The organism is Chitinophaga costaii, from assembly GCF_900094705.1.
Taxonomy (GTDB): domain Bacteria; phylum Bacteroidota; class Bacteroidia; order Chitinophagales; family Chitinophagaceae; genus Chitinophaga; species Chitinophaga costaii.
The window spans coordinates 522,130-541,203 of sequence record NZ_FMAR01000001.1; the positions used below are offsets into that span (position 1 = coordinate 522,130).

Annotated in this window: 17 protein-coding genes; 1 reads left to right on the plus strand and 16 read right to left on the minus strand. The window is 49.9% G+C overall.

Features of this window, described 5'->3' with window-relative positions:
* Positions 1-12 precede the first annotated feature (12 nt).
* Positions 13-1,038, plus strand: coding sequence for a LacI family DNA-binding transcriptional regulator (locus GA0116948_RS01870; RefSeq protein WP_089708435.1), 1,026 nt, complete (start codon positions 13-15; stop codon positions 1,036-1,038).
* A gap of 106 nt (positions 1,039-1,144) precedes the next feature.
* On the opposite strand, the gene GA0116948_RS01875 is transcribed toward GA0116948_RS01870, so the two are convergent.
* From GA0116948_RS01875 to GA0116948_RS01950, 16 genes are all read right to left on the minus strand, one after another.
* Positions 1,145-1,897 carry an SDR family oxidoreductase gene (locus GA0116948_RS01875; protein ID WP_089708437.1) on the minus strand — a complete coding sequence of 251 codons (753 nt, stop codon included), beginning with the start codon at positions 1,895-1,897 and terminating at the stop codon, positions 1,145-1,147.
* Between the two features lie 238 nt (positions 1,898-2,135).
* Complete coding sequence (locus tag GA0116948_RS01880) at positions 2,136-3,440, minus strand: phenylacetate--CoA ligase family protein (protein ID WP_089708438.1); 1,305 nt, start codon at positions 3,438-3,440, stop codon at positions 2,136-2,138.
* A gap of 9 nt (positions 3,441-3,449) precedes the next feature.
* Positions 3,450-3,821: a holo-ACP synthase gene (acpS, locus tag GA0116948_RS01885; RefSeq protein ID WP_089708441.1), complete on the minus strand. Its 372-nt coding sequence runs from the start codon at positions 3,819-3,821 to the stop codon at positions 3,450-3,452.
* On the minus strand, positions 3,818-5,464 hold the full coding sequence (locus tag GA0116948_RS01890; protein WP_240619112.1) for a C45 family autoproteolytic acyltransferase/hydolase: 1,647 nt from the start codon (positions 5,462-5,464) through the stop codon (positions 3,818-3,820). Before GA0116948_RS01890 ends, acpS begins: the two co-directional genes overlap by 4 nt.
* Before the next feature lie 35 nt (positions 5,465-5,499).
* Positions 5,500-7,014, minus strand: coding sequence for a phytoene desaturase family protein (locus GA0116948_RS01895; RefSeq protein WP_089708445.1), 1,515 nt, complete (start codon positions 7,012-7,014; stop codon positions 5,500-5,502).
* Between the two features lie 7 nt (positions 7,015-7,021).
* A complete protein-coding gene (locus tag GA0116948_RS01900) occupies positions 7,022-10,876 on the minus strand; it encodes a trifunctional MMPL family transporter/lysophospholipid acyltransferase/class I SAM-dependent methyltransferase (RefSeq protein WP_089708446.1) in 3,855 nt (1,284 codons plus the stop codon).
* A 33-nt stretch (positions 10,877-10,909) separates the two neighbouring features.
* Complete coding sequence (locus tag GA0116948_RS01905; protein ID WP_089708449.1) at positions 10,910-12,109, minus strand: DUF2062 domain-containing protein; 1,200 nt, start codon at positions 12,107-12,109, stop codon at positions 10,910-10,912.
* 17 nt (positions 12,110-12,126) lie between these two features.
* Positions 12,127-12,501, minus strand: coding sequence for a 3-hydroxyacyl-ACP dehydratase (locus GA0116948_RS01910; RefSeq protein WP_123891682.1), 375 nt, complete (start codon positions 12,499-12,501; stop codon positions 12,127-12,129).
* A 38-nt stretch (positions 12,502-12,539) separates the two neighbouring features.
* Positions 12,540-13,166, minus strand: a complete 627-nt coding sequence (locus GA0116948_RS01915) for a hypothetical protein (RefSeq protein ID WP_123891683.1) — start codon at positions 13,164-13,166, stop codon at positions 12,540-12,542.
* A complete protein-coding gene (locus GA0116948_RS01920; RefSeq protein WP_089708454.1) occupies positions 13,153-13,791 on the minus strand; it encodes a LolA family protein in 639 nt (212 codons plus the stop codon). The genes GA0116948_RS01915 and GA0116948_RS01920 overlap by 14 nt, the downstream gene beginning before the upstream one ends.
* Positions 13,784-14,563 (minus strand): polysaccharide deacetylase family protein, encoded by a 780-nt coding sequence (locus tag GA0116948_RS01925; protein ID WP_089708456.1) that lies wholly within the window; start codon positions 14,561-14,563, stop codon positions 13,784-13,786. The genes GA0116948_RS01920 and GA0116948_RS01925 overlap by 8 nt, the downstream gene beginning before the upstream one ends.
* On the minus strand, positions 14,557-15,621 hold the full coding sequence (locus GA0116948_RS01930) for a beta-ketoacyl synthase N-terminal-like domain-containing protein (RefSeq protein ID WP_240619113.1): 1,065 nt from the start codon (positions 15,619-15,621) through the stop codon (positions 14,557-14,559). The genes GA0116948_RS01925 and GA0116948_RS01930 overlap by 7 nt, the downstream gene beginning before the upstream one ends.
* 104 nt (positions 15,622-15,725) lie before the next feature.
* On the minus strand, positions 15,726-16,925 hold the full coding sequence (locus GA0116948_RS01935; RefSeq protein WP_205686017.1) for a beta-ketoacyl-[acyl-carrier-protein] synthase family protein: 1,200 nt from the start codon (positions 16,923-16,925) through the stop codon (positions 15,726-15,728).
* Between the two features lie 2 nt (positions 16,926-16,927).
* Positions 16,928-17,185, minus strand: coding sequence for a phosphopantetheine-binding protein (locus GA0116948_RS01940; RefSeq protein ID WP_089708459.1), 258 nt, complete (start codon positions 17,183-17,185; stop codon positions 16,928-16,930).
* Positions 17,160-17,828 (minus strand): hypothetical protein, encoded by a 669-nt coding sequence (locus tag GA0116948_RS01945; protein WP_089708461.1) that lies wholly within the window; start codon positions 17,826-17,828, stop codon positions 17,160-17,162. Before GA0116948_RS01945 ends, GA0116948_RS01940 begins: the two co-directional genes overlap by 26 nt.
* Positions 17,809-19,062, minus strand: coding sequence for an NAD(P)/FAD-dependent oxidoreductase (locus tag GA0116948_RS01950; RefSeq protein ID WP_089708463.1), 1,254 nt, complete (start codon positions 19,060-19,062; stop codon positions 17,809-17,811). The genes GA0116948_RS01945 and GA0116948_RS01950 overlap by 20 nt, the downstream gene beginning before the upstream one ends.
* Positions 19,063-19,074: the final 12 nt, after the last annotated feature.

Consider the following 19,074-nt stretch of genomic DNA (forward strand, 5'->3'; position numbering starts at 1 on the left):
TAACTGAACTGAATGAAGGGAATTTCAATTAAAGATATAGCAAAACAGGCAGGTGTTTCGCCTACTACTGTATCTTTTGTACTTAATGGCAAGGGTAAGGAAAAGCGTATTAGTGAAACGGTGATCAAAAAGATTAACAGGATTGCCACGAAGTTGAAATACAGACCTAACCAACTGGCCCGTGGCTTACGCACCGGTAAAACTAAAACCATTGGCCTGATCGTGGAAGACATTGCCAACCCCTTCTTCAGCCTTCTGGCCAAAGTAGTGGAAGACGAAGCTGATAAGTCGGGCTACAAGGTGCTGTACAGCAGCACGGAAGATAACCTGGCCAAAGCTCAGGGCCTGCTGGAGGTGCTGAAGTACCGGCAGGTAGATGGCTACATTATTACGCCCACTAAGGGGCTGGAGAAAGATATTGAAGCCTTGCAGGAAACCGGCAAACCCCTCATTCTCATTGACCGTTATTTTCCCGCGGTAGATTCCAACTATGTAGTGCTGGACAACTTCCAAGGCGCTTACGATGCGGCCAGCCATTTGGTAAACCAGGGTTACAAAAACATAGGTATCATTACTACCACTTCCAGCCAGGTGCAGATGAGCAACCGTTTCAATGGTTTTGAAGCCGGGCTTACAGCAGCACAGGCACCCTTGCAAAAACAGTTTATTAAACGCCTGGCCTTCGACCAGCAGCGGCATGCATTTATTGCAGAAATGAAAAAGTTTTTCCAGACAGCACCAACACTGGATGCTGTGTTTTTTGCGACCAACTATCTGGGCATTTACGGTATTGAAGCCATTCGTTCCATGGGATTGCAAATTGGGAAAGACATTGGCATGATCAGTTTTGATGATCACGATATTTTCAGGCTCAATACGCCTTCTATTAGTTGCGTGGCCCAACCGATCGAAGACATGGGCAGCCAGATTGTAAAAATATTAATGGACGAGATCCTGCAGGCCACCGATATCCGGCACCAGGTAGTAATGGCCCCCACCCTGTTGATCCGGGAATCTACCGGAGGCAAGGATCATTAAAAAAAACTGCAATTGGCTGTGATGGCATTTGCCCATAGCAGGTATGCCATAAAAAAAGAGGCTGTTTCCTTTGTAAAGAAACAGCCTCTTTTTTTATAACAATTGCTTATTTAGCCAGCCAACCGCCGTCTACTGCGAGGGCCGTACCATTTACATAAGAAGCGCCATCTGAGCAAAGGAAAATCACTGCATTGGCAAGTTCCTGTGGTTCTCCCAAACGACCCATTACCAGTGCGCTTTCAATTTTATCCTTCGCTGATTTGCTATTTCCCATGGTGCCTTCCAACATAGGCGTTTTGATAGGGCCAGGAATAACAGCATTTATCCGTATGCCCGACTTACCATAATCAATGGCCGCTACTTGCGTAAGGCCAATAATGCCATGCTTTGAAGCGGTGTAAGCCGATAAGGAAGGTACGCCGGTAATACCTGCCGTGGAAGAGGTGTTAACGATAACGCCTTTACCTTGTTTCAGCATTTGGGGAATCTGGTACTTTAAACCCAGCCATACGCCTTTAAGGTTAATGCTAATCACCTTATCAAATTCTGCTTCATCTACATCGGCGGTAAGTTTGCCACCCATTTCCACGCCTGCATTATTAAACGCATAATCCAGCGATCCATAGGTAGCTACTGTTTTTTCCACCAATGCTTTTACATCCGCACTCTTTGAAACATCTGTTTTCACGTAAATGGCTTCTCCACCGGCTGCTTTGATAGCGGCTATTGTTTCTGAAGAATCAACAATGTCTGCTACTACTACTTTTGCACCCTGTTTGGCAAATTCAATAGCAGTTGCTCTGCCAATGCCTGTAGATCCACCTGTTACTAAGGCTACTTTGTTTTCAAACTGTTTCATTGTATTAAGTTTTTGACCTACCTATTCATCAAATATTTTCTTTATCCAGGCAGGTTATACAAATGTAAATCATAATACTTTTATTTGAGCAATAGATCCCACAAAAACCGCTACAGGCGCGTCTGGTATCGTATTTAATCAGCTATATTATTGATGCCAGATGTAAAGGTTTTGTTAAAATCAAACGGCATAAAAAGAGCATCTTATTTGGATGCAGGTACCGAACGTTAGCATACCATTAATTTGCCAGCCGCTGCCTGTTATCTACAAATTTTATGGGCTTGCGGGCGCCTTCCGGGAATTGTTTTTTCAGGATATCTGCTGCGGAATGATACTGGATGTCCGGTATCACACGCAGCTTGCCTTGCAGATAGGAACGGATACGCCGGTCGGTATCTTCATTTTCCGATACAGCGGCCAGGTGAAGGGTAATATCGTCTGTACCGATTTCGTTAGAAAATACTTCTACCAAATATTCTTTTACTTCTTGCATATCGGATAGCAGATCGAATAATGCAGGCGGGTATAGCGTGGTGCCTTTGTACTTGATCATTTGTTTTTTACGGCCTATCACCGGCGAAAGGCGCAGCGTGTGCCGCCCGCAACTGCAAGGGGCCGCTTCATACCGGCAAATGTCGCCGGTTTTGTAACGCAGCAGGGGCATGCCTTCCACCCCCAGCGTGGTAATGGTTACTTCCCCATCCTGGCCGGGTGCTACAGGCTGGTTATGCTCATCGAGCAACTCTACATACAGTAGTTCGGGGTGATGATGTCCGCCATTGCCGGCTTTACATTCCGTAAAGGCTGCTTGCATTTCGGTAGAGGCGTAGGTAGAGTATAACTGAATGTTCCAGTGGTCGGTAATTTTTTTACCCAGCACGTTATAAGAAAAGTCCAGGTTGCGGATATTTTCGCCAATGCAAATAGCCTTCTTCACCGAGCTGGTATTTATATCTATGCCATGCTCCTGTGCATAGGCCAGCAGTTTAATGATGAAGGAAGGCACCGCCACGATGGTGGTAGGCTGTATGCGCCGGATGTTTTCCCATTGCATAGAAGGCACGCCAGGCCCTACTCTCAGCACACCGGCTCCCAATTTACGGATGCCGGTATAATAGGCCATACCCGCCATAAACTGCCGGTCCAGGGTGAGCATAAGCTGATACACGTCTTTATCGGTACCATCGGCGCAGCAAAAAGAAATATATTCATTGTAGGCCAGTCTTTGCAGATCGTGGTCAGTGAGGGCCATTACCACCGGGTGTCCCAGGGTACCGGAGGTGGTAGTATATTCGGCGATCTTACTTTTGTCAACGCACAGAAATTCCCAATTACGTTCCTGCAACTCATCTTTGGTGACCGGCGGTATTTTAGTGAGGTCTTCCAGGGAGCGGATGCTATCTGGCGTAATGCCATGCTGCGCAAACCACGCCTTGTAAAAAGGGGAAAACTGCTGCAGGTATCCTATCTGGTGCAGCACTTCTCTTTCCTGGTACTGCCTGATGGCGGCAGCGGGCTGTAATTCTATATCCGGGATGTACATAGTCTGACTTTAGTTTTCTTCCACCAGCACGGTAGCCGTGGCCAAGGTGGCGGTGTGGGAAAGGCTTACATGCAAAATAAAATTGGTATAAGCTGTGGCGCCATGCCCTAGCAAATGCAGGGAAGGTTTGCCAGCGAGGTCGTTGCGCACTTCTATTTCATGGAATTGCAATCCACTCTCCCCCCAGCCTGTGCCCAATGCTTTGAGCAGGGCTTCTTTGGCGGCAAACCTTGCCGCATAACTCTGGGCTGGCTGGGCCTGTTTTTCACAGTAAGCAATTTCCAGTGGCGAAAACACCCATTCACGGAAGCCCCGCCCCTGCTGTATTTTCAACTGGATGCGGGCCACGTCTACGATATCGGTGCCAATGCCTTTGATCATTTGGTTTGCTTGTTTATTTTTTTGAGTTGTGCGCGAATATGATCTTCTTCGTTTTTCGTAGCAATCACTTTGGTGAGGGCGGTTTCGTAATATTTCTTTGCGTCGGCAAATGACTGGTGCTTGTAGGCGTAATCACCGGCTATCACGTAGGTGTGATAGTAGGTAGGATTGGTGCTGATGAGTTCCTGCACATCAATATCCTTACCCGCCTGCACCGCTGCCTTGATGGTGCGGAAACGCTCAAAACGTTTAAAGGTATCTGTTTCCAAAAACGGATCGGGGCCTATGCTGGCAGCGCTGTCGTATATCTCATGATCCGTTTGCAGGCCGTGCATATCAAAGATGGTGTGCAGGTCGTAAGCGGCATATTGACCCAGTTGCCAGGGCTGGGTAGATACCCATACTTTCAGTTGCTTTGGTTCAAACACGATAGAATGGTGAGCAATAAACTGGTTAATGGCTTTTTCGTTGCCAACGCCAATATCTTCATTATGCAGGCCATACCGGTCGCGCAGAATATCTACCGTTTTTTGTACGGTATTAGGCCCTTCCTGTTGCAATAATTCCATTAAGCGGTTATAGCGGTACACGGAAGCACTGCGGGCTTCCTGCTCTATATTAGACGGCAGCTTGCGCAGCGTATCGCCCTGGAAGTGATTGGTGCAGGTTATATAATCGGCCTTGGCAGGCGGTTCGTACAGGTCTATACTTTCGGGTGTTTTTTCTATCACCACTGCTTTATTATCTGCCGCAGAGCCAATGAGGAATGATTCCGACACAAACATTTTTCTGCGCTGTGCAATGGCCCAGGCTTCCTGGATATTACCGGCGTACTGCAATATCTCTCTGGCCACCAGCGATACCGGCGATGCAGATCCGGAAGGAATGCTGGTCTTGGCGGCATTGATAGTTACGGTAAGTCCTTTTTCATTCATGCCGGAAACGCAGCCCACGAAACCTGCCCAGGTAACGATCATGAATTTATGACCCGCGGTAGGTTTGTAAAAAGCTACAATCTTGTCTTCTGCAAATTTATCGCCCACATAAAAATCAAAGTTGCGGCCTATGATCAGGTTACTATCAGCAGAGCGGCTGTTCCAGGTGGCAAAGGAAGTACAACCCACCAGGGCCATACTTTGCAGCGCATGCCCAATGTCGTGTGCGGCGTGGTAGTTCATGAGGCGCTCGTAGTTGGTACCCACGTAAGCATAGTTGGGTGAGGCTTCAAAAGAAATACCGAAGATCTCTTCTTTGTATTCTTCCGGCACGTGCTTGTCCAGGTCGCGGTTAAACCATCCCACAAAATATTTCAGGAAACGCAGGTAAAACGGGGAAGGGATCATGCGGTTAATCTGCTCGGAAAAATGGTCTTCCTGCCGCTTCACCAGTTCGGAACTCAATTTGCCATAAGCCACACCCCGTTCAAAAGGTTTACCCTCCACGTACATTTCGTAAAGGCCGGTTTTGCTTTTACGGAACCAGTTGTTTTGCAAAGTAAAGGCAGTACTATCCAACGCCTTGCGTTGCGCTTTGAGCAACGATTGGTCGGCAATTTTAGGAGGGTCCATATGGGCCACAGACACCACATAAATGATGAGTACCAGCAAAAGGGCTAGAAAACCGCCCAGTATTATTAATAGCACACGTAAGATTTTTGTCCCGACACTTCTCTTCTTTTTCATAGCGAATGTTGCTTAATGGCTCCCAGCAATGGTTCCATGCCTATGATCTCACCACAGGTCATTACCGCGCTCATGGTTACCCCCATAATGCCATGCAAGTTCAGGTTTTGCCCTGTAAGATACAAATTAGACAAGCGGGTACGGGTAGAAATAAAAGTTTTTAAGGTATCATGATAATCTTTCTCCACCCCATACATACTCCCGTCTGATGTGCCTATGTAATCGCGGTAGGTGAGCGGGGTGGCGGCATAGCAGTGCTGAATGGCATTTTTCAGGGCCGGAAAGCGCAGGTATACCTTTTCCAAAAGCTGCTGCGTTTTTTGGGCTTTGAAAGCCTGGTAGCCTTCGTGGCGAACGGAAGGATGGGCCGTGGTATTAAAAGTGTTTTTCCAGGGATCCAGGTCTTCCGCATTCATGTAGGTCATAATGGTGAGGTTGTCTGCAAAAGGCAACACCGCTTTGCCGGGCGGCACAAACATAGCCCAGGTAAGCGGCCACTCGCCTTTAGTGTAGGCAATGCCGGCCCAGGCATCATTTTTCGTATGTGCGTAATAGTTATAGTTGAGATAAGGAAAGGCATGAGGCTTCAGCGTAAGGTTAAGCACAAAGGCTCCCGGAGAATTTTCCAATTGCCCGATACGCAGCTTGTAAGCATTGCGTAACAGTGGGCTATCAGTCATTTGTATGGTTTGCAACGGGTGCATGTTGGATATGAACAGGTCTGCCTGCACCTTGCTCCCATCAAGCAAGCGAAGATGATCTACCCCCATGTTATCGCATACAATGTTTGTTACGGGTGCATTCCGGTGTACCGCTCCCCCATTTTCCCGGATCACCTGGTACAATAACCGGGCAATCTGCGAGCCGCCGTCTACACATTTATAGCTGCTTTCAATAAAGCTGTTGGTCACGAGTGCATGTACATACAGCGGCGTTTTGTTGGCCTTACCAGCGTAGAGCAGGTTATTGCCTGCCAGCACCTGCCGTAATCTTTCATTGTGGGTAATGCTTTCCAGGAATTCGGTGGTGCTATAGGCCAGTACCGATTCTTTTTCGCTGTAACTGCCCAGGCGCAGGTTGTACAAGGGAAATTTGCTACAGATGTCCTTTATCCGCTGGCAATAGGCGTCCAGTGCAACCGCTTCGCCCGGAAAATCGCTGAGCAGGCAGGCCTTGAAGTTGTTATAACCCTGGGCGAGTTTGTATTCCTTGTCTTCGTTACAAAAGTTAATGACATCGAAGCCATCTACATCCATCTTTTGTAGTTGCAGCTTATCCATAATACCCAGGTAGCGGAACACTTCATGGAGGGTCTGCCCTTTATCCAGGCCTCCAATGTAGTGCACCCCCGAATCGAGAATGGCCTTATCGCGGCTAAAGGTTTGCAGGCAGCCACCTATCTGTTTATTTTTTTCATACAGGCTTACCCTATAGCCATGCTTTGCCAGCAGGGCGCCGCATACCAGTCCTCCCAGTCCACTACCGATGATTGCTACTGTAGGCGTATTCATGACAAACTCAGGGGTTATGGGTGATGATAAAAATCAGATTGGACGTATGTTTTGCGTGATCGATGGTCACTATTTCCGCGCCCAGTTCTGCCACGGTGGCACGTAATTGTGTGCCGGAGAAAAAGGACAATGCTTGTGCCGTTTTATTAAAGTTCACCACTCTGGTGGAGAAAAATTCCGTAAGCCGTGTGCGGGCATGCCGCTGCTGCAAGTCCTGGTCTCCATCGCGCAAAATAATGCGACCACCAGGCCGCAGGTGCCGTAAACACTTTTCCAGCAGCGCGCGCTGCTGTGCCGGCGTAAGGTAGTGCATTACATCGCTGAGGATGATGGCGTCGTAACTTTGCCAATCCAGGTCGTTGGCATTGGCTTCCAGAAATTGCAGGTTATCCGGTCGCAGATAACCGTTTTGCGCGGTTTGTATTTTCTCTTCGTCATAATCAATCCCGGTTATACGCCGTTCGTTCGATAGAAAATACAACATATAATCCATAAAGCCATATCCGCAGCCAATATCCAGGATATCGCCCTGCCGGGGCACCAGGTCGTTAAACACGGCGTAATTCTTTTCCATGGCGGTTTTTATCCGCATATACCATTCCAGTACGGGGCCTTTATAGCGGTAATTGGCTATCAGTTGCTCGCGGAAATAGGAGGGTGTTTCTGTGGCGATGCGCAGTTGCGCATAGGCTTGTTTAAAATGCCGGCTAATGCGTTTGGTGCGCTCCGCATATCCTTCCCCCCAGGTCTTGTCTTCCTGCTTTATACGTGGCAAATACTGCACGGTGACCTGTCCATCTTTTAATAAGAAATCGTTTTTAGACATAGTATAAGCCGTGCCGTGCAATAGGATGGGCAAAATATCCAACCCCAGTTGCTCTGCAATGAAAAACGCCCCCTTATGAAAGCGGCGGATGCCCGGATCTTCCGAACGGGTGCCTTCCGGATACACTACGATAGAATACCCTTCGTTTACTTTCTGCCGCAGGCGTTCAATACTGTGTGCCGCACCATCGGCCACGGGGTAGTAGTCGGCCAGCCGCACCACTGCGCCAAATACCGGCGAGCGCCACACCCACTGGTTGGTAAGCAATATTACTTTCGGGTGCAGCATAGTGCTTACCAGGATATCGAGGAAAGACTGGTGGTTACTGATCACCACGGCCGGCTGCGAAAAATCTTCGTTGTCAGGATTGAGGATGCGTTTCTTTACGTTGGCCATCACGTAGAGCAGCGAACGGGTAAATGTAGACAGCAAAAAATGATATACGTTTTTGCCCCGCCGCTCCCCAATGATCTTTATCCGGATCAATACGAAACCAATGCCCGTCATGAGCAAACAACCCACTACAAAATACGTGAATGCAAAAACCGATTTCGTCCATCCCCACAGTGTCCACGGCATGCGCCCCAGGCGCACCCGGTTGGTGATGAGCCAGTGGAAGAGGAAAGGAATGAGTACCTGCGATATTAATACCACGCTGCCAATACCGATAATGGAGATCAAGGCAATGGAACGCAAGGAAGGATGCTGGGCAAAGATCAATACCCCTAAGCCCAATACCGTGGTGATGGCAGACAGGAAAATAGAAGATTTGAACGACGATAGTTGCCGCCGCCCTGTTTTATATTCCTGCAACAACCCATCCATGATAAAAATGGAATAGTCGTCGCCCAGGCCAAAAATGAAGGTGGAGAGAATGATGTTGACGATATTAAAACGGATACCAAACAGCCCCATGATGCCCAGTATCCACACCCAGCTGATGAGCATGGGAATAAAGGTGATCAGGGTAAGCTCTATGCGGCCGTAAGACAGCAATAAAGCAAAAAACACCAGCAGGGAGGTCATCCAGGCAATGCTGTTAAATTCCTGGTTAATGACGGCCACCAGGCGATTGGCAGCGTATTGCTTATCCAGTACCGTGGTGCCGGGCATGTGTTCCAGCGCGGCATATACTTTTTGCTTGTCCGCACCACCCACTTTCAGCAGCGTTACCACGGATACCACGCCGTGTTTTTCGATGATAAAATCATGGAGGCTGCCCGCCTTTAATTGATCAATGGCTGCCTGGTCCAGTGGTACAAAAGATTGGTGTAGCAGTTGTTCAAAAGCATCAAAAGCGGCGGGGCTAAAATGATAAGCAGCACCTTCCTGGCGAAGCGTGGCTAGCAGTTGCTGCTGCTTATCCGGCGTCCAGTAAGCATGCCAGCGGTGTATGCGGGCTGCCTGTTCTTTCTCCGAAATCAACAAGGCACCTACGCCGGCATATTTTTTCACCACTCCTTCCTGCTGCAAGCGGCGCACCACCGGCATCATCTGCTCGCTGTTTTCCAGCGCGGCTTCCAGGGTGTTGCCTTCGGTTACTACGTACACCGATTGGGCTGTATAGGCGTTGATATCGTTGAGTTGTTTTTCCGCTTTTTGCAGGGCGGGCGTCATGAAGTTCATGCGCATCATATCGCTTTCAAAGGTCACGTGGCGGGCGGTGAAAACAAACAGGAGGGTGAGCGCAAAAATAGCAATGAGCAGGTATTTATTTTTCTCCGGATGATAGGCAGACAGCTTATCCAGCCAGGTGTTCTGATGGGCAGGAACGAAACTGTTTTCTTTATCACCCAGCACAATCCAGTGTGGCAGAAAGATGAGGGAGAACAGGGCGGCACCCACCAGGCTGAAAGCAGCGAAGAAGCCCACGTCTTTAAGGAGGGAGGAATGTACAAATTGCAGGCACAGGAAACCACCGATGGTGGTAAAACTACCGATGGTCATGGGTTCCGACAGGTCGCGGATCACGTCGCGGATATTATGCAGGTGGCGGTAGTGATTAAATACATGGAGGGAATAATTCACCGCAATCCCCAACACTACGGAACCTGCGCCCAGTGCCACTACCGAGATATGCCCTTTGATGAGGTACACCACTGCCAGCGAAAACAGCCATCCAAAAATAACGGGCAGCATAATGAGTACCGGTGCCCGTTTTTTCCGGAAAAATAATGCGATGAGTATCACCAGCAGCAGCAGGGTAATGCATTGGGTGAGCAGCGTATCCTGGCGAAGCTGGCGGGCATTGCCCACAGACACTGCCGTGGCGCCGAAGTAGGAGGCCACTACCGCAGGATGTTCCTGCTGCAACCGGGCTAGCAGGGCATCCAAGGCCTGGAGGAAGAGGGCGTTCCTGCCAGTTTCATTCGGAGAAAATGCAGGCGAGATAAAGATCATCAGGTGGCGGTGATCTTTGGTCATTACATAGCTGTCGTATAGCTCAAATTGTTCATCATATTGCAGGCGTTGCAGTTTTTTTACGCCCAGCCAGGATATGCCCACAGGATCTTGTGCAATGGCTTTTTTCAGCACCAGGCCCGCCGGTGAAATGAGGGTGCGGTAATCGTAGGCCAGTTGTTTTTTCACCGTTCCGGGCGCTATCATCGAATCGATCTTCGTGTAGTCGCCGGGTTCCAGGAAAACAGGCAGGTGACCGCGAATAAGATCCATGAGATCCAGCACCATGGTATCGCCCATTTGCGCCTGCATGGTTTTGATGTAGGGCGATAAATGTACGGCCGCACTATCGGTGAATGCGGCGGCAAATGCAGTAAGACTGTCTGGCTGCGGGGCTGCTACCGTGTCTTTCGCGGAAAGGGTGAGCACGAGTTTGTCGGCAAATTTACTATCCTGGAATACCTGTTGCAGCTTGTCGAGCCGTGGTTCATGCGGCAGGATTTGCGAAATATCTTCTTCCAGCTTTATACGGTAGGCCAGCACACCCGCCACGGCAAAACAGGCCAGGGTGGTGATCCACAGCCAGGCTTTGCGCCGCTCAAAAAAATTATAGATGGCAATGAAAATAGTACTCATATTGAAACCGACGGTATACGAATAATAGCGCTGTTAAGCATTGGCCCCGGCCTGTTTGCGAAAAACCGCCAGCACCAGGTAAATGATCAGCGTAGTGAGTGTACCGGCCAGCAAGGCCAGGGTAATGCTGCCGGTAATGTATTGTAACAGGTTTTCCCGGACGGTTTGTAAGGTAAGCCCTTTACTGAATAGCAGGTCTGTACCTCCTTTTACCCAGATACGGCCCATCAAAAAACTTCCAAAGATAACGAATGGTATCATGGGCGGAAAGCTAATGTGGCAGCATAGGAAGGTAATGCCCTTATTGAGTTTAAAGAGGGTGGATACCAAAATGGCCGTCAGCATCTGCAACCCCCAGATGGGCAGAATACCAATACAAACACCTACGCCGGCAGAAAGCGCCTTTCGCATGTTAGACTCATTAGGCCGTAACATTTCATCCTGCCATATTTTTTTCCAATTATCTTTCTTGCTGAAATAAATCAGGAAGTTGCGGGGATGAATGTATAAAAAGGCAATGAGTACGAGCACGGTATTAAGTACGCTGATGCGCGAAAAATCACGGAAGGGCCGGAAGTGCGAAACCCGTTCTCCCGGCGGCGGGTAGTACACCTTCACGGGTACCCAATCTATGTGTATGCCCTTCCAGGCACACCGCACCAACACCTCTATTTCGAACTCATATTTGCGGCACACAAAGCGCATCTTGCGCATACGGTGCAGGGGGTACAAGCGGTAGCCGGATTGGGTATCCGGCATTTTCTGGAACGTTTCTACATAAAACCAGAAGTTGGAAAATTTATTGGCAAAGGTATTCTTGCCCGGCATGTTTTCTTGTTGCAGGTTACGGGCACCTACGATAAGGCTATTGCGCTCCCCCCGCTCCAGGCGCTCCAGGAATACCGGCAGGTCTTCTGCAAAATGTTGTCCATCTGCATCCAGGGTGATGGCAAAATCATACCCTTGCTGTAAGGCTTTTTTAAAGCCCTGCCGCAAGGCCCAGCCCTTGCCCCGGTTAGGGGCATAACTTACTAGCTGAATACCGGGAAGGTCGTGGAGAATGGCAGCGGTTTGGTCGGTAGCGCCATCGTTTACCACGATAATATTTTTCGTATAGGTCTGTACCTGGGCGATCACTGCTAACAGGGTGCCGCCATTGTTGTACGTAGGGATGATCACGCAGCATTTATGCGCCTCGAATAGCTCGTGATATGTTGGCTGAATAGCTGCCATATTGAATGCCCTTAGGCTTAGGTGGTTTGTGAAATAAAATTCCCCTGGAATTTAAAAAATATGATTTCTCCGAAACGGATGTTGGCGGATACTTTCCAACTGGCATCGGGTTGTGCTACGTATTGTACGGTGATATTCACTTCCGGCTGTTTTACCGGGTCTATGAAATTAAGGAATTTAATATTGCTGCCATGCCGCAGCAGGGTGTTCTGCGCAGTACCCTTGTCTAGCAGCTCTTTTACGATCTGCATCATACATACGCCCGGCACCACCGGCTGCCCGGGGAAATGGCCTGCAAAAATGGAATGGCCCGCATCTAGGCGTACGGTTACCGCAATGCTATTATCGCCCCTTTCTTCTTGCGTGATGGTATAAAAACTATTCTCTAACATGATCTTCTTTTTTTTATATTTCAATATCGGCTTTGTACTCAATCAGTTGCTTGCTGCGTTTTCTGCAAAGCGATATTGAATTTGAATTGGGTGTGGTGTATGCTGATACTGTCTGGCGTGCCGTTTTGATAATGCCACATTTTTACGATGACCACCGCTTTGCGGGCCGACGATTTTTCTATGCGCACCAGTTGCCGGCAATCCTTATCGGTAATAAAATAACGGCGACCCTTTTCGGAAGGTATAGCTACATATTGGTATTTCCCGTCTGTAAGTACCTGTGCCTGGCGCAAATCCGGGCGCAGCAGCACTAATTCAAAATCCTGTTGCAAGGTCTTAACCACGGCGGGTTTGTCCATTTTATGGAACAGGTAATGTTTAATGAAGGTGCCTTGTGCCGTGTATTCAAAATCAAAGAACTTAAAGCCCATTTCATTGGCAAACACCATCCGCACACTGCTGTCAGGCATTTGCTTGCAGAAGAGCAGGCCACTGAGGTGGTGGGATAATACGTTTACCTGAGTGCTGTACAGGTTGTTGGTAAAGTGCGGCGCAAATTGCTGTATGCAGGCCGCGTCACCAGTTGCCGGTTGCAGGCTTTTGTAGGCAGTGCGGCAGGCCCCCAGCAGCAACAGGGTGACCAGCCCTATATTATTTAATCGCAAAGAGGGCATCCGGAATATTTACGTTCAGTTGTTTGTGAACAAAAGTAATCACGGTATTATCGCCGGAATATTCTTGCATCACGATCTTGTTTACTCCCCCTTCTTTTTTATCAATGAAGACGGAAATGTTTACAAACAAATCTTTCATTCCTTTGGATACCGGGGTAAGCTCCAGCAGGTACATGCTGCCGTTTTCCAGCATGCGGTTAGAAAAATCGGTATTGCTCAACACGGTGCCCTGCACACAATCTACTGTAATGCGGTTCACCTGTTCAAAGAGCTTGTTCGTTTTGCCGGACACTTTATTTTCCTGCTGACTGTCTTTAGTTTTTATATCCTTGCCGTTCATCACCAATAAATAATAAGAAGGGGTGGTGTACTCCATGCGCACTTTGTTTTCTTTTTTAAACCAGAATTTCCCTTTAGACACGATCTTGTCGGAGAGCATGCTCAAGGTTTTCACCTGCACAAAATCGCTTTGAATGCTTTCCGTGTTGCGGGCCGTAACTATGAGTTGCTGGCTAAAAGCTACCGCGGCAGCTTCTCCCAACGGTTTGTAGCCCGCCTGCGCCAGGGCGCTTCCGGCGGTGAAGCAACAAAAAATGATCATCCAATATTTACGCATAAGATGGTGTATTTATCAATTTATCCAATCGTTCAATGGTATATCCGCGTGCCTGTATCTGCGTGATGAGTTCTGGCAATAGCTCCACGGTAATAGCGCAGGTATCGTGCAGCAGCAGGATGGACCCGGGTTGCAACCGGTTCAGTATGCGTTGCAGCAGCGCGTTTTTGTCGGTGGCCACTGTGTCCAGTGAGCGGATGTTCCATCCCACTGGCACATATTGCCCACGGCGAATTGCCTTGGCCAGGTTGGGGTTCGTAACACCGTAAGGTGGGCGAAACAGCCTGGGCCGCAAGCCGGTGGCGGCTTCCACGGCCTGGTCGGCAGCCTGCATATCCAGCAGCATTTTGGGCGCGGCAAACAGGTCGAACCAGAAATGATGCGTAAAACTATGGTTGCCGATCACATGACCGGCAGCGTGTATGCGTTGCAGTAAGGAAGTGTTGGCAGCGGCATGTTTACCTATACAAAAAAAGGCCGCAGGCACCTGGGCTTCCTCCAGTATGTCCAGCACGGCGGGCGTGTATTGGGGTAAGGGACCATCATCAAAGGTAATCGCTATGACCTTCTCCTTTGTTGGAACATTACAGGTAACCGGCAGAAAAAAACCCGCCGTTATGCGCATAGCCCCATATACCAGGCCCCCACTATACGCCAGCAGGATAATCAGGTACCACCACCAGCCTATGTACACCTGGCCCAGATAACTATACAACAACAGGCCTGCCACGAGCAGGAAGGTAATGATATTGAGCCGCCGCTGCGTTAGCATACTTGCATTAAAATTAAGGAATGGTGGGTGGTTAGGTGATGATTATACATCAAAATGTTGTTAATTTTTGCCGGCACAGTGCCGCTATACATGGCTTCGGCAGGTACTTGCTGATGGGCTAATACGTTAGCCCCCAGCCACATACCAAAGCCTGTTGCGGTGGGATATTCCCCGCACAGGTGTTTAAACGCCGCTTCGGGTTTCCCCGGAAAGTGGGCGGTGGTCCAGGTATTATACCATTGATCGTCATCCACATCACCATTGCGACCCGTAATAAGCAGGTCTATATCGGCTGCCAGCAGGCCATGGGCTGCCAGGAATAAGGTGGTGGCTTGCTGTATGGCCGCGTTGTCTGTAGGTTTGTAAATAGTTTGCACCCCGGCCAGGCAGGCTTTGGTATGCGGCGTGCTGGCTGCACCCAGCACAAAAAACGCAGCACCCTCACCGGCAATGGTACCTTTGTTATGCAATTGCAGCAGCGACCCGCTATGGCCCGGGTTTGTTTTGTACAGACCAAAGCGTTGCAGGATGGCATGGCTAAAATGGGTGATCTCGTCCAAACCACCTACCAATAGCTGCCTGGCCTCCCCTTCGCGCAGGAACATGATGGCATCCAGCAGGGCGCTTTCAAAAGAAAAACCCCGGTGTACAAAGGTGTTATTATAGGCATGGCAGCCCAGCAGCAGCGCTATCTGGCCGCCCACCGTATTGTGCGTGCTTTGTATAAAAGCGGTAGGCGTAAGCATTTGTTCTTCCTGCACCACCATTTTTTGCAGGAACACACCGGTATCATCCAGGCAGCCATAAGCCGTGCCGGTAATGATACCATCTGGCACCGATATGCCGGCCTGCTGCAAACTAAGTTGCGCCGCACCCACGCCCATCTTAATGACGCGGCTCATGCGGCGTATCTGTTTAAGGTCTATCCACTGTTTATAATCAGGGTCTACCACCTTCAGCCTGTTGGTGGTATAATCCTGCACGGCTGGCCAGAAAGCCGCCCCCACCGCAGTTTGCTGCGGTGAAATGGCACCAGTGCCGTTGATGTATATTTTCATGTGATGGTTCAAAGTACTTGTTATGCGGTGCCGGGTATATGATCACCTGGTTGTATACCGTATGATGTAAATTTTTACCGGCCTGTGTTTAAAACGTATATCTGTTAACTACCTCCCTTACTAAATACCAGGCAGGAACAGTTGCCGCCAAAGCCAAATGAATTGCTCATCACATGCCGCAGGTCGTTGCCAGCGCTGAAAGTAGTGATGGGCGAAAAAGGCAGTTCCTTCATTTGGGTGGTAAACTGTGCGTTGGGGTACAGCAGGCCGTCGCGCACGGAAAGTGCGGCAAATACGGCTTCTATACCACCACTGGCACCCAGGGTATGCCCGGTAAACGACTTGGTGGAACTGGCCGGGGGCGGTGTATTGCCAAAGAGCCGGGCTATGGCCAGGCCTTCGCTCAGATCGTTGTTTTGGGTGCCGGTGCCGTGCAGGTTAATGTAGCGGATGTCTGCCGGTTGTAAGCCGGCCATGTGTAACGCCCCCTGCATGGCCAGGTAGTTGCCAGTACCGTCTGGCGAAGAGGCCGTTTGATGATAGGCATCATTGGCATTGGCAAAGCCGCTTAGCGTAGCCCAAAGGCCTTTCCGGTCTTTGGCCACCGCGTCAGACACCAGTACCACGTAGCCCGCACCTTCTCCCAGGTTCAGGCCACGGCGGCTATCGTCGAAAGGGCGGCTGGGCGCAGTATCCAGTATCATCAAAGTATTAAACCCATTGAGGGTAAACCGGGTAAGCGCATCGGCACCGCCGGCAATGACTACGTCTGCCAGATTATTATGAATGAGCCGCGCGCCATACATCAGCGCGTTGGCCCCGGAAGAACAGGCTGTGCTAATGGTGGTGATGTGATGGGATATGCCCAGTGCATCTGCCACCACTTCGGTGATGGTGCCGCATTCGTGCTGGGATACGCCGTGCAGGCGACCCTTGCCCTGATCCTGCAAAAAAGCTGGAAAGAAATCTTCTGTTTTATCCATACCGCCCACGGTATTGGCAGATACAAAGGCGGTACGGTAATCGCGCACTTCATCCAGTCCGCTGGAAGTCCAGGCTTCCCGCGCCGCAATGAGGCTTAGCATGGCGGTGCGGGCGGTAGAGAGGGGCAGCCCGGAAAGCTGCGCCAGGTGGTCATTGGCCGCCTTTACCTCCACCACCGGAAAGGCGGTGTGGGCCGAACGAAGGAATTGCAGGGGGGCCATGCCTGGCTGCATGCGCTGAAAGGCTTGCACACAGGCCTGCACATGCTGGCCTATGCCGCATATCACCCCTCCACCTGCAATCCATGTAGGTGCCATCATGCTTATTTTGCCTTTTGTTCGGTAATAAATTCGGCAATGGTGCGCACAGATGTAAAAATGCGCGGCCCATCGTCCGGGTTGGCGATACGGATACCATAGTACTGTTGCAGCAAAACAATCAGCTCCAGTGCGTCGATAGAATCCAAGCCCAACCCTTCTTTAAACAGGGGGGCATCGTCGCCGATATCTTCAGGCTTTACCTCCTGCAAGTTCAGTTGTTCTATGATCTGCGCTTTAAGATCGGCTATCAGTTGCTCCATTTCCATTTGTTATAGATTGATATAGTTTTTCCAGGTTGTGGGCGTTTAGCGGCAGGGCGCTGCTCCCAGCTTCCTTTTCCACCAGGAATAAGGCCGCTTCAAAATGTGTGTGCATTACCTCCACCCAGCCGCAAATACAGGCGTCTACGGCTTGTTCGGCAAATAGTTCCTGTACATAATCCGCCATGCCAGTGGTATCAAAACGGGGCTGCACGAAGAAAATGTTTTCTCCCTTAAACCCATGGCGAATGCAGATCTCCCCGATCACGATGTTGGACAGGGTGTATACAAACAGGGCCGGGCTAGCAATGTCTTTTACCGTATCGAAATAACGCAGGTCTGTATCCAGGCTGCTGCTTTGGTTGGCCAGGGCCAGGCCCACGCTGCCCGCGGCATAGCGTTCTAACAAGGGCGTGCCGGTGAGTAAAATCTCTGCCGCCAGCCAGCCCAGTTTACTCAGCGTATCCATTTTATGGAACTTGGGATAAGGGCTGCCTAACTGCTCATAGCCCGCCCGCAGCAACACGGTCACATCGGCACTGCCCGGCACTGCCAGCGGCTGCCCGTTGCGGAAGATGCCCTGCGCACCGATAGCGCTGGTAGCGTTAATATAAGCCACTTCTTTATGCAAGCCAGTTCCCATTTAATTTTTCCGTGAGTGCTATTTTGCGCGCTAGCCGTTTTAGTTCGGTGTCGTGCTTTTCCACGTACAGATTGCTGTTGTCCCAAACATATCCTGCCAGCACGCTGCATATCTTTTCTTTGGTGCCCTGGTCGGGATTATCGCAGAAAAAGATAGTATCAAGGGTACCTTCGTACCAGGCCATTACGTAAGAGCGGAACACGTTTACTCCCTGACGGGTAGGTTCCATGTATTCTTTTTCCCAATCAACAATTTCGCCCTGCAACTTGCGGATCACCAGCTTGGCGGCGGTTTGCGCAGATACGCAGGCCAGCGTTACACCAGAGGAAAAGATAGGGTCCAGGAATTCGGTTACATTGCCGGTAAGGACAAATCCTTCCCCGTAAAATTTATCGGTAGTGGCAGACCACGACTGTAACGTGCGGGGTTCAAACACCAGGTCTACGTCCTTAAAGCGCTCTGCAAAATAAGGCTCTGCGGCCAGCAGGGCGCGGTATTGTTCCTCCGGCGTGCCGGGGTATTGGTCAAAAAATTCAGGATCGCCCACATAACCCAGGGAGGTAACTCCGTTGCTAAAGGGAATGATCCATACCCACACGCCTTTTTTGTGTACTACGGCGGTAATGCGGTTAGGCTCTCCATCCATGAAACGTTTGGCATCTACCGTGTGGGCGAAGACGGCCTTGCGCGATTGCAACACCGATTCTTTTTCAAGGTCAAACAAGCGGGGAATTACGCGGCCATACCCGCTGCCGTCTACAATGAAGCGGGCTTCAATTTCTTTTACCTGGCCTTTTTCATCTTCCACAGTGGTCACAGAATCGGAGCCGTTAAAGCGTATAGCCGTAACCGTTGTTTCATATTCTACCGGCACGCCCATGGCTTCCACGGTGTCTGCCAGGGTTTTGTCGAAGGTAGCCCGCTGCACCTGCCAGGTCCAGGTCCACCCGTTGGTATATTGTTCTTTAAAAGTGAAATCACAGATCTTATCGCCTTTCACGAATTTAGCACCAAACTTCTCCTGGAAACCACAGGCCTTGATGGCGTCTATAAACCCAGCCTCCGTTAAGGCTTCCATACAGCGGGGCAGCAGGCTTTCGCCTATCACAAAGCGGGGGAAGCGCTGCTTCTCCACTATCTTCACGGTATAGCCCGCCTGGGCAATGATGGAGGCGGATACTGTACCGGCAGGGCCGGCACCAATTACAAGAACATCTACCTTTTCTTTTTGCATCGTGACAAAGTG